Origin of the sequence: Ruminococcus sp., assembly GCF_017549005.1 — a bacterium.
Taxonomy (GTDB): domain Bacteria; phylum Bacillota; class Clostridia; order Oscillospirales; family Ruminococcaceae; genus Ruminococcus.
This window is the reverse complement of sequence record NZ_JAFYYT010000028.1, coordinates 41,754-54,063: the sequence shown is the minus strand read 5'-3', so window position 1 is coordinate 54,063 and position 12,310 is coordinate 41,754. Positions and strand designations below refer to the sequence as shown.

The window sequence follows — 12,310 nt, the reverse complement described above, 5'->3', positions numbered from 1 at the left end:
TTGCGATTTTATTGATAAAATAGATATGATGCCTATTTTGTGCATATATTATTTTTAGGAGGAGGAGCTGCTTTGGGAGACAGTAAATATTGTAACAGATGCATGGAACAATATGACAGCTCGCTTCATGTTTGTCCATCATGCGGATATGTTGAAAGCTCTGAATATAACCCTATGTACGTTCCGCCTGCGACGATACTTCACAACAAGTACGTCTGCGGTAATCTTCTTGAATACAACGGCGAAGGCGCGACATATATCGGCTCTGATATAACAACAGGCAAAAAGGTGTTCATCAGGGAGTATATGCCTATAAACCTTTGTACCCGTGTAAAAAACAAAGCGACCATCAGCGTAAACTACAATAACCTTGCAAAATACAAAGCGTTTATGGCTGAGTATACCGAGCTTAACAAGTCGCTTGCAAGGCTCAGGAACAACCCGAATATCCCCCCTGTTCTCGATATGTTTGCGGAAAACAATACCACCTATACCATATTCGAGTACATAGAGGGCGTGAAAATGCTGGACTACCTCAAGGAAAACGCAGGCGAGCTCAGCTGGGAACAGGTATCTAAGATATTCCCTCCCCTTTTCACAACTATCGGGATACTCCATAACGCAGGTATCATACACCGCGCTATAAGCCCTGATACGGTATATATCACCGACAAGGGCGAGCTGAAGCTCTCGGGCTTCTGCGTTTCCGCGGTAAGAACAGCAAATGCAGGTCTTGAATATGAGCTTTTCAAGGGCTATGCGGCTCCCGAACAGTATTCGGCAAGCAGCAGCAGCCGTCAGGGCTCATGGACAGACGTTTACGGAGTATGCGCTCTTCTCTACAGAGCACTTACAGGCTGTATGCCCGTTGATTCCGTAAGCCGTCAGAACCACGACGACCTTCACGACCCGCATACTCTCGAATCAGGCATACCCAAACACGTTTCACGCGTCATAATGGAGGGTATGAACCTCAACGGCAGAGACCGTATACAGACTATCACCGAGCTCGTAACAAAGCTCTTTGAGCAGCCTTCCGAGGAAACCGAGGAGGTGGAGGAGGAAGAGTTCGACAGCACTCTTTTCCTTAACGACCGTCCGGGCATTCAGCAGGAACCAGCTCCTGCCCCTGCATATCATGCAACACAGCCTGCACAGCCGCTCCCCGAGACAGAGGTCATACATCAGCGTACATCTCCGTCTGCCTACAGGAAGCCTTCACGCGACCAGAGCTACAGCTACGAAAAGATAAACACGGTTGACCGCATAAAGGTGCCGATAATCATAGGAATACTCTTTCTCGGCATACTCATGGCATTAGTGGTAATCGTTATGAATCTGCTCCCCAAGAACGAGGAGAGCGAAGTCACACGAAAGAGCAGACGCTCCAAAGTGACAAGCGACAGCATAGTTGACGAGGTATCAACTACCGCCACAAAGGAAAAGAATGTCGAAGTTCCCGACCTTGTGGGCAGGTTCTATGAGATAGAAAAGGATAAGTACAAGGAATCCATAAAGCTCGAGGCCGTATTCTCATACAATGACAAGTACGACAGCGATATGATCTTTGAACAGGACATCAAGGCAGGCGAAATGATTGCCGAGGGCGATACTCTCGTTATCCATGTCAGCAAGGGCAAGGGCTCGGCAACTATCCCCGATTTTGCAGGAATGACAGTTTCCCAGTACAAGAACGCTCTCGAAAAGGCAGGGATCTCGTCTCATAACTACCAGTTCCTTGAGTCTCCTACAGAGTACAGCAAGACAGATTCCATCGTTGAGCTCCGCGTAGACGGAAAGCTCGTAGCTACAGGAACAGTATTCGACTGCTCGGGCGGCAAGAAGCTCATGGTATACTACGCTTCAAAGAACGCGATAACCACTGCAGAAGCTGCAACGACCACCGTAACTGCCACAACTCAGGCAGCAACCACCACACAGGCTCCTACAACAACTCAGGCGCCCACAACGACTCAGGTACCGACGACAACTACAGTGGCACCGACCGAACCGCCTACAGAACCTCCTACAGAGCCATCAACGGAAGCTCCGACGAATCCGCCTGTAGTTGAACCGACTACCATAGACGACGGCGGTCAGGGCTGATAAAAACACAATCGCCATAGCGTAAGGTCGGTACTCATATAGAAGTATAGAGCCATAGTATTTCTGATATACGGTCAGAGGTACTATGGCTTTTCTATTGACAGTACAGAGGTGTCGTACTATAATTGTTACTATCATAAATCTGCAGTTGATGAGATACAAAAATGGAACGGAGGAATACACAATGAAAGATTTAGGAGCAAAAGCATTTTCTTACGGATATGCATCGCCCGTGTTAATGGCGGCAACTTATAACGACGACGGTACTGTTAATGTGATGAATCTTCACGAGGTGACAAGGACGAATGCAGGAGATCTGGTGTGCTGTATCGGTAAGCCTAAGAAGACCCATGAGAACATCGAAAAGAGAAAGGCATTTACCCTAACTCTCGCCAATGAATCCCTTAATGAAAGAGATCGACTTCCTCGGTACAGTTTCGGGATACAGAGTACCCGACAAGTTTGAAAGAACAGGTCTGAAAGCGGTAAAAAGCAAGTTCGTTGATGCACCTATCATTGTTGGCAGCCCTGTGGTCATAGAGTGTGAGCTTATCGAATTTATCGAAAAAGGCAATTTCACAGCTGTGCTTGCGAGAGTAGTAAATATGGCGGCAGATGAAACCGTGCTGGGTGCGGACGGTAAGATTGATACGGGAAAAATCGGAATGATCTTCTACGAATCTTTCAGCAACAGCTATTACAAACTTGGCGAAAAAGTCGGACAGGCTTGGAGTGAAGGAAAAGTATTCTTGAAATAAACAGATCCTGATATATTTTAACAGCCATGTAAAATGAAAATACAATGCCCCGAAGCACTTTGAAAATGCTTCGGGGCAAAACTTCTATATGGGTATCTGTATTATGCTATGGTGCTTTTTGCCTCATGACAGGGAAATGCGCCGCAGTATTGGGATACTGTGGCGCGTTTTGAGAAAAGGATCTGAATGATCATGAAGATGTCGTTTTTAGGTTCAGCCTGCACTATGACGCTCGCTGCATTCAGCATTCCGAATGTTAGTACAGTTTCATGTGCTTCATAAGAAGCATTCGCGTTCAGAAATAATCCTGAAAGCTATCATTTAGCAGTATCAGCTTCAGCATTTCCGCTTGCAGCTATACCTGCAGGATCTACATTATCAAATACAGTAACGAGGCTGAGCTGGAACTGTGTCTGCTTGCCGTCGGTATGCGTTACCTGAGCACCTGTTGCAAGGTTCTTGAAGCCGCATGACTTAGCTCCGTTAATGGAAGTATCGCTGAAGAGCACGTACTTGAACTTCTTCTGATACTTTACGTCAACACTGCCTGTTACAATGGCATTATCCTTCTTCCATGTACCGTCCTTCTCGTTTGACGGGTCGTTGATACAATTGAGAAGAGCCGTAGTCTGTGTAGTACCGCTCATGAGCTTTTCATCTGCCTGTTTATCGGTAGCTGTAGCTATGACCGTACCGCCTGTGATGTTTATACCTGTTACTGCGGAAAGTCCGCGGTCGCCGCCTGCAACGAGTCTGCCGCCGCTGATGTCGATAGTCGTTTCAGCCTGTACAGCGTCATTGCCGGCCTTGATCTTGGTTTTACCGCCTGTGAAAGCAACAGCGTCCTTGCTTGACCTGATACCGTCGCCCTCAGCTTCGACCTTGAGACTTCCGTCCTTTACGGTAACAGACTTCTTAGCCTTGATACCGTCGTTCTTATTTTCAGTATTCAGCGCAGATATATTTATATCTCCGCCGTTTATCTTGATATCGTTGTTGCAGGAAATACCGTCCTGAGTGTTAGCGGTTATCTTGAGGACTCCGTCACCCTTTTCGCCGCCCTTTATGGTGATATCGTCCTTGGCCTCGATAACGGCAGCCTTTGCGAAGTCGCCGGCATACGCCGTATCGCCGTCGGAAATTGCATTTTCCGTGCCGTCCACGATATTGATAGAAGTATTCTCAGCATTTGTAACGAGGATAGCAGGTGCGCTCTTACCTGTGATACTTGCTCCGTTGAGGAAAAGCTTTACAGTTTCCGCGTCAGCCTTCTCGTCAGGGATATTGACGTTTATCTGACCGTCGTCGAGAGTGCCGTCGATGTAGTACTCGCCGGATTTTGTAATAGTTACCGTAGTTCCCTCAACAGTGGCATTTTCGCCCTCTACCTCGATAGAAGTGTTCTTGAGATGTATCTTTACCGCGTCTGCGGCAGGCTGCTCCGGAGGAACATCTGTCTTACCGCTGCTGAGCTCCCCTTTGCCCAGAAGATACATCTGTATAGCAAGTGCGTCGTTATTGGAAACACCGTCGTTTGCACCGTTGCAGTCCGCGTTTTTCCAGCCCTGATCGGTGATAGCGTTCTTATCGGAACCGCCCCTGCCGTACTTGTTCGGATTGGAAAGCGCCTGCATTATCATAACAGCGTCTGACATATCCACGCCGCCGTCGCAGTTGGAGTCTCCAACCTTTGTCGAGACTTCAGAAGTCTCTGCTGCAAAGCTCATAAAAGGCATTGCCGCAGCCGCAAGGCAGGCAGCCGAAAGCCCCGCAATGAGCTTTTTCAAGCCATTGTTTTTCATAGTGATCAATCTCCTTTTTAATATCGCCCTATCATAAGGTCAAACCGTGTTTGACTATGTTTAGATTATAACGGCTTCACCTTGAAATAACCTTAAAATTAGCTTAAATTTGCTTAAAGATTACATGATCGGGCATAATTTTGTTAAGTCGCCAATAAAATGTCTGTACTTTAATTATACTCTATTAAATGAATTTACGCAATTTAGAATAACGCACAAAAAAGTCCTTTTTCATTTGGACATCTTGCCAAATCCTTTCATTTGATGTATAATAATAGAGTAATAAGTAAGTAGATCGTGCAAGGGGCTGATGTCCACATCAGTCCGCATAATCCGTAACCCCACGGGCGATTTGGACATCGCCCCCCTGCAAAAAGCGTAAACAGGAAGGAGATGCAGCCATGACAACAGACAAACACACGGAACAGGTGCTTTCAGAGCTTGAAAAACACGGCTTTGAGGCATATATGGTAGGCGGCTGCGTCCGCGACACTATCATGGGCAGGGAATACAACGATATTGATATCACCACCAACGCCCGTCCCGACGAAATGCTTGAAGTTTTCCGCGGTTACAAGGTCATTCCCACGGGCATAAAGCACGGAACTATCACGGTTTTGTGCGGCGGAACTCCCTTTGAGATAACTACATACCGTATCGACGGCGAATACACCGACCACCGCCGCCCCGACAGCGTTGAGTTCACATCTGACATAACAGCCGACCTTGCCCGCCGCGACTTCACCATAAACGCCGTAGCTATGGACAAAAACGGCTGTATCATCGACCCCTTCGACGGCATTTCCGACATGAAGTCGGGAATTATTCGCTGCGTCGGCGAACCCGGCAAGCGATTCACCGAGGACGCCCTCCGCATTATGAGAGCCGTCCGCTTTGCCTCGCAGTTAGGCTTTAAAATAGAGGAAAAGACCTCGGAAGCCGTCCACCGCATGAAGGACCTTTTACAGAATATTTCTCACGAGCGTATCCGCGATGAACTGGACAAGCTCGTCTGCGGAAGCAGCTGCGTTGACATACTTCTCGGCTACAGCGACGTCATAACAGCCGTTATTCCCGAATTCAAGCCAAGTATCGGACTTGACCAGTGTTCCCCCTACCATAAGTACACAGTATGGGAACACACCGTCCGTGCCATAAGCTTTGCCCCCACAGACGACGTAAAAATGCGTAGGACTCTTCTTTTCCACGATATAGGAAAGCCTGCCTGCATGAAGTTCGACGAAACTGGCAGAGGCCACTTCAAGCAGCACGACCGTGTCGGCGCGGAGATAACCGAAAAGGTCATGAAAAGGCTTCGTTACGACACAAAGTCCATATCCTACGCAGCGGCTCTCATCTCGAACCACAGCAAAAAGCTCCACAGCAAAGCCGATGTGAAGAAGATGATGTACCGTATCGGCGATGAGCTGTTTTTTGCACTTACGGAGATGAAAAAGTGCGATAATTCGGCGAAAAACGAGTTTGTTCTCGAAGAGAACGTCTTTTTTGACAAACTTGCGGAAATGGGCAGGGAGATAATCGCAAACGACGAGTGCCGCAGTCTCCGCGGACTTGCCGTCAACGGCTCGGAGCTCATGGAAATAGGGCTCTGCGGCGCAGAAATAGGCGAAATGCAGCACAAGCTCCTGGAGCTCGTCATGGAGGACAAGCTCCCCAACGAAAAAGAAGCTCTGCTGAACTACGCGGAACAGGAGTGCAAAAAATGAAAGGCAGGATACATTCAACTGAGAGTTTCGGTACAGTAGACGGTCCGGGAATACGCTTCGTTGTGTTCTTTCAGGGCTGTCCCATGCGGTGCAGATACTGTCATAACCCCGATACATGGGACTTTTCGGGAGGGATCGAGACCACTGCCGAGGAGCTCATGAAGGAGTACGATTCCTACAAGGAGTTCCTCAAGTCAGGCGGAATAACCGCAACAGGCGGCGAACCTCTCGCCCAGCCCGAATTTCTTGCGGAGCTCTTCGCGCTTGCCAAAAGCAAGGGCGTCCACACCTGCCTTGACACCTCCGCAGGCGTTTTCGACCCTGCACACCCCGAAAAAACGGACTCTGTACTAAAAAATACCGACCTCGTCATGCTGGATATAAAGCATATCGACAATGAGCTCCACAAGGAGCTTACAGGCAAAGGAAACCGCAATATACTCGCCTTTGCGGAGCATATCCGCGACCTCGGCATACCTGTATGGATACGACACGTTGTAGTCCCGGGGATAACCGACAGATACGAGGAGCTATTTGCCCTTGGTGAGTACCTCTCAACACTGAGCAATCTGAAAGCTCTGGACGTGCTCCCCTATCATGATATGGCGAAGCAGAAATACGCGGAGCTCGGACTTGAATACCCGTTGGGCGATACGCCTCCTCTCACAAAAGCGGAAGCCGTAAAGGCCCGTGAGACTATAATCTCAGGTATAAAATCAGGACTTCGCAAGCAAAAATAAGAAAAACAACGACCTCTGTCACACGGCAGAGGTCGTTTTCATATACTGTTGTAAATCATAATTTATATTTGCAGGGGCGGATATTATCCGCCCGAAATTACACGTGCGCTTTGTAGGGGACGGCGTCCTCGACGTCCCTCTTCCGAAAACAATTCACCGGATTGTTTTCGGAATTCACCCTTGCTGAGCGCCTGTCGGATCCGGGGCGCTGCCCCGGACCCCGCAAGGGCTGTCAGCCCTTGACCTGACCAAAGGGTTGTGAACCCTTTGGAATCCATTCCTTTGGGGTTTGCGTAAATTATGATTTATCACGGCGTGCCGTATGCCGAAAAGCGGTGGAGAAAAGCTATGTGCGGAATTGCTGGAGCAATAAGCTTTAAAGAAGATATGCGCGAGGATATGAAGGTCTACGAGAAAATGCAGAGCGCCCTTCTTCGCCGTGGTCCCGATCAGCGCGGAATGTCGCTGTTCCGCGAAGCCGCCCTGATACACACACGCCTTGCTGTCATCGACATAAACGGCGGCAGACAGCCCATGAGCTTCGGGAAGTACACCATAGTCTACAACGGCGAACTCTACAACACAGCCGAGCTCCGCATCGAGCTGGAGAGCGAATTTGAGTTTACAACACGTTCCGACACCGAGGTAGTGCTGAAAAGCTACATAAAATGGGGAAACTCCTGCGTTGACCGCTTCAACGGCATTTTTGCCTTTGCAGTCTACGACGAGGCAGAGCACCGCGTATTCCTTGCACGGGACAGAATAGGCGTAAAACCGCTGTTTTACTACAAGAGCGACCGCAAGCTCATATTCTCCTCGGAGCTCCCCGCTCTGTTGGAGCACCCCGATATTCCCCATGAAATTGACGAATACGGCGCTGCGGAGCTCCTCCTAATGGCACCTGGACGTACTATGGGCTGCGGAATTATCCGCGGCGTTGAGGAGCTGAAGCCGGGCTGGTGCGGATATTACTCCCCCGACGGTCTGAAGCTGTGGGAGTACTGGCGGCTCAGAGCCTGTGAGCTCCACGAGAGCTTTGAGCAGACCGCCGAGCACGTCCGCCAGCTCGTTCTTGACTCCATAAAACGTCAGCTCGTATCCGACGTGCCCGTCTGCACCTTCCTTTCGGGCGGACTTGATTCCAGCCTTATATCCTCAGTCGCAGCTGCGGAGATGAAAAAACAGGGCAGGCGCCTGACCACATTCTCCGTGGACTACCGCGACAACGGCAAATACTTCCGGAAGAGCCATTTCCAGCCCGACAGCGATCCTGAGTACATCACCTGCATGGCTGAATACCTCGGCTCCGACCACCACTGGACTGTGATAGATACTCCCGAGCTTATAGAAGCTCTCGATGAAGCCACCGAAGCCCGCGGACTGCCCGGAATGGCGGATGTTGACGCTTCTCTGCTGCTTTTCTGCCGCGAGATAAAGAAGCATGGCACAGTGGCTCTTTCGGGCGAGTGCGCCGACGAGATATTCGGCGGCTATCCCTGGTACAGGGATAAGGATATCCGCATGACGGACGGTTTCCCGTGGGCTCAGAGCACCGCCTACCGAAAGCGTTTCCTTTGCGATGAATACGCTGAGCGCATAAACGCCGAGGAGTATGTCTACTCCGCCTACAGGACTACAGCTGACTATGCGGAAAAGCTCAGCACGGACAGTCCCCTGGAGTACCGTATGCGTGAAATGACGCAGCTGAATTTCCACTGGTTCATGCAGACCCTCCTTGACCGCAAGGACAGAATGTCCATGTACAGCGGACTTGAAGTCCGCGTGCCTTTCTGCGACTACCGCATAGCCGAGTACCTCTACAACGTGCCGTGGGAGTACAAGGACTACAAAGGCAGAGAAAAAGGACTTCTCCGCGAAGCCATGAAGAAATGGCTTCCCGAAAAAGTCCTGTGGCGCAAGAAAAGCCCCTACCCAAAGACCCATAATCCTGCGTTCCTGGCAGGAGTTACGGAAAAGCTCCGCAGTATACTGGATAACGGCGGAGAAAAGCTGACGCAGCTCGTCAGGCGCGAGGAACTGGAAAAGCTTCTGCGCCATGAAGAAAGCGTACAGTGGTACGGTCAGCTAATGAATCTTCCGCAGACCATAGCCTATTTCATACAGTTGAACTACTGGCTGGAAAGGTTCGACATAAGGCTGAAATAAAAAGGAGCTCCCGAAACAGGAGCTCCGCACGATCATTTCAGATCAGACTTATTAAATATAAGTATACCGCCGATAGTTGCAACAACAAAAATTGCAAGGTCGGCAAGAAGTATCACAGGCAGATGCTCGGGGATCTCGGTATATCCGTATTCCACGATATTCACCTGATAGCTGGGTACTATCTCCATAATGAGATTTTTGATTTTTTCGCTCTTAACAAAAAGCAGGAATGCTGACAGCATGGACACGATATAGTGCATGGTGAGCGAAATAACAAAGCCGCCCACATTCTTCATGGAGTTGCAAAGGAACACGATAACTGCCGTAAAAGCAAGCTGTATAGCCAATGCAACAAGCATATTCACAAATACCGCCTTTGAGGGGAACTCCTGAAAGCCCATAAGTATGCCGCCGAGACCGATGACCGTCAGCCAGAACGCCAGCTGATAGATAACAGCTACCGTAACAGAAACGATAAGGCTTGCAATATAGATATTCGTTCTCGAATGGCCCACGATTATCTTGTTTCTGATAGTATTGTTGCGGAAATCCTGCACAATGAGAAGTCCTGCCGTTATGCTGATAAGAAGCGGCATTGTACCCGTCATCATAAACAGCATCCCGTCAGCCTTAGGCGAGGCGTCATCGCCAAAAGCTCCCGAAAGAATAGTTACAAGGGTAAGAATGAACGCCGCAACGCCCACAATTACTGCAAGAACGATGTAAAATCTCTTGCCCTTGAATAGTCGTCTGTAGCCTTCTGCGAGTAAATTAGCCATTACGAACACCTCCTACAAGTCCCATGAAGTAGTTTTCGAGGCTTTCGTGGTGCTCACTCATGGATTTGACATAGCAATTCTTTTCATTCAGCGCAAGTACAAGTGGCGTTACCTCCATAGGAGTGAAGATATCCGCCTCATTTGGCGAGTAAACTCTGTATTCCAGCCCCTTTTCATCAAGCACCTCTGCAAGGAGCTTCGTATCATTGACATTGAGATGAACTGAGCGTCGGCTGACTTTTTCAAGCTCCTCTGCGCTCATTTCCTTAATAACATGACCTTGCTCGATAAAGCCGTAATGTGTGGCAAGACGCGAGAGCTCATCAAGTATATGGCTGGAAATAAGGATAGTAATACCCTTTTCGCGGTTGAGCTTGAGAATCATCTCGCGGACCTCCATGATTCCCTGTGGATCGAGGCCGTTTATAGGCTCGTCCAGCACGAGAAACTCTGGGTCGCCCACAAGAGAAAACGCAATACCCAGTCTCTGACGCATACCGAGGGAAAAATTCTTGGCTTTTTTCTTTCCGGTATTAGCAAGGCCAACCAGCTTGAGGATATCGTCCAGCTTTTCGTCGGAAATACCGAGAGCCTTTGTCTGCTGAATGAGGTTATCCTTTGCAGTCATTTCCGGGTGGAGCGAAGGTGTTTCAACAACAGCTCCGATTTTTCTGCGAACTTCAAGAAGCTTACTGTCGTTGTTCTTCACGCCGAAGAGTGAATAGCTGCCCGAGGTTGGATTGTTCAGTCCTGTAATTATACGTATAAGCGTAGTCTTACCTGCACCGTTCCTGCCGACCATACCGTATATAGCACCTTTCGGCACATTTATGGTGAGGTCGTTAAGGGCTTTGAACTTGCCGTAGGACTTGGACAAATTCTCGGTCTGCAGAATGTGATCCATATTGTCACCTTCCTATTTTGTTTATTTTCTAACAAAGTATCATTATACAAAAAGGCGGCCCTGCATAAAGCACGACCGCCTATAGTCGTTATATCAAATCGGTACGAACTGAATTATTCGTTGATCTTTGTAACAACGCCTGAACCAACTGTTCTACCACCCTCACGGATAGCGAAACGGAGTCCCTCTTCGATAGCGATAGGAGTGATGAGCTCAACGTCCATAGCAACGTTATCGCCAGGCATACACATTTCCTTGTCAGCAGGAAGAGTTACAACACCTGTAACGTCAGTTGTTCTGAAGTAGAACTGAGGTCTGTAGTTGTTGAAGAAAGGAGTATGACGGCCGCCCTCTTCCTTCTTCAGTACGTAAACCTGACCAGAGAACTTTGTGTGTGGGTGGATTGAGCCGGGCTTACAAAGAACCTGTCCACGCTCAACCTGGTCTCTTGTGATACCACGGAGAAGAGCACCAACGTTATCACCAGCCTCACAGAAGTCAAGAGTCTTTCTGAACATTTCAAGACCTGTAACAACTGTGTTGAGCTTCTCGTCAGAAAGACCAACGATCTCAACAGGCTCGTTTACGTTGAGCTTTCCACGCTCTACTCTACCTGTAACAACAGTACCACGACCGGAAATTGTCATAGTATCCTCGATAGGCATAAGGAAAGGCTTAGCATCGTCTCTCTCAGGGCTTGGGATGAACTCATCTACAGCGTCCATGAGATCGAGGATAGGCTTGTAAGCAGGATCGTTAAGATCATCCGGAGCTTCGAGAGCCTTAAGAGCAGAACCCTTGATGATAGGTGTATCATCGCCAGGGAAGTCATAGCTTGAGAGAAGGTCACGGATGTCCATCTCAACGAGCTCGAGGAGCTCTTCGTCGTCAACCTGATCAGCCTTGTTCATGAATACAACGATTGCAGGAACGCCAACCTGACGAGCGAGAAGGATGTGCTCTCTTGTCTGAGCCATAGGACCATCAGAAGCAGCAACAACGAGGATAGCACCATCCATCTGAGCAGCACCTGTGATCATGTTCTTAACGTAGTCAGCGTGACCTGGGCAGTCAACGTGAGCGTAGTGACGCTTGTCTGTCTCGTACTCAACGTGAGCTGTATTGATTGTGATACCACGCTCTCTCTCTTCTGGAGCCTTATCGATCATATCGTAAGCCTCGTACTGAGCCTGACCCTTCATAGCGAGAGTCTTTGTGATAGCAGCAGTAAGAGTTGTCTTACCGTGGTCAACGTGTCCGATTGTACCAATGTTTACATGGGGTTTAGTTCTTTCAAATTTAGCCTTAGCCATTGGGAAATTCCTCCT

General features: G+C 48.9%; 9 protein-coding genes. 5 read left to right on the top strand and 4 right to left on the bottom strand.

Annotated elements, in window-relative coordinates; all coding sequences use genetic code 11:
- Nucleotides 1–72: 72 nt before the first annotated feature.
- Nucleotides 73–2,106, top strand: a complete 2,034-nt coding sequence (locus tag IKW96_RS07145) for a PASTA domain-containing protein (protein WP_296572389.1) — start codon at nt 73–75, stop codon at nt 2,104–2,106.
- 407 nt (nt 2,107–2,513) lie between these two features.
- Nucleotides 2,514–2,864 carry a hypothetical protein gene (locus IKW96_RS07140; RefSeq protein WP_296572386.1) on the top strand — a complete coding sequence of 117 codons (351 nt, stop codon included), beginning with the start codon at nt 2,514–2,516 and terminating at the stop codon, nt 2,862–2,864.
- Nucleotides 2,865–3,181: 317 nt separating this feature from the next.
- Here IKW96_RS07140 and IKW96_RS07135 read toward each other — a convergent pair whose 3' ends face one another.
- The gene (locus IKW96_RS07135) at nt 3,182–4,666 is read right to left on the bottom strand and encodes a carbohydrate-binding domain-containing protein (RefSeq protein ID WP_296572381.1); all 1,485 of its coding nucleotides are present in this window, start codon (nt 4,664–4,666) and stop codon (nt 3,182–3,184) included.
- Between the two features lie 401 nt (nt 4,667–5,067).
- Here IKW96_RS07135 and IKW96_RS07130 point away from each other — a divergent pair, with 401 nt between their 5' ends.
- From IKW96_RS07130 to asnB, 3 genes are all read left to right on the top strand, one after another.
- Nucleotides 5,068–6,393: a CCA tRNA nucleotidyltransferase gene (locus tag IKW96_RS07130; RefSeq protein WP_296572378.1), complete on the top strand. Its 1,326-nt coding sequence runs from the start codon at nt 5,068–5,070 to the stop codon at nt 6,391–6,393.
- Nucleotides 6,390–7,133, top strand: coding sequence for a pyruvate formate-lyase-activating protein (gene pflA / locus IKW96_RS07125; protein WP_296572376.1), 744 nt, complete (start codon nt 6,390–6,392; stop codon nt 7,131–7,133). Before IKW96_RS07130 ends, pflA begins: the two co-directional genes overlap by 4 nt.
- A gap of 348 nt (nt 7,134–7,481) precedes the next feature.
- Nucleotides 7,482–9,299 carry an asparagine synthase (glutamine-hydrolyzing) gene (gene asnB, locus IKW96_RS07120; RefSeq protein ID WP_296572373.1) on the top strand — a complete coding sequence of 606 codons (1,818 nt, stop codon included), beginning with the start codon at nt 7,482–7,484 and terminating at the stop codon, nt 9,297–9,299.
- Nucleotides 9,300–9,331: 32 nt separating this feature from the next.
- Here the strand turns inward: asnB and IKW96_RS07115 are convergent, their stop codons facing one another.
- From IKW96_RS07115 to tuf, 3 genes are all read right to left on the bottom strand, one after another.
- Entirely contained in the window at nt 9,332–10,078 is a 747-nt protein-coding gene (locus IKW96_RS07115) for an ABC transporter permease (protein WP_296572370.1), read from the bottom strand.
- Nucleotides 10,071–10,982: an ATP-binding cassette domain-containing protein gene (locus tag IKW96_RS07110; protein WP_296572369.1), complete on the bottom strand. Its 912-nt coding sequence runs from the start codon at nt 10,980–10,982 to the stop codon at nt 10,071–10,073. The genes IKW96_RS07115 and IKW96_RS07110 overlap by 8 nt, the downstream gene beginning before the upstream one ends.
- Nucleotides 10,983–11,095: 113 nt before the next feature.
- On the bottom strand, nt 11,096–12,295 hold the full coding sequence (gene tuf / locus IKW96_RS07105) for an elongation factor Tu (RefSeq protein ID WP_296572367.1): 1,200 nt from the start codon (nt 12,293–12,295) through the stop codon (nt 11,096–11,098).
- Nucleotides 12,296–12,310 lie beyond the last annotated feature (15 nt).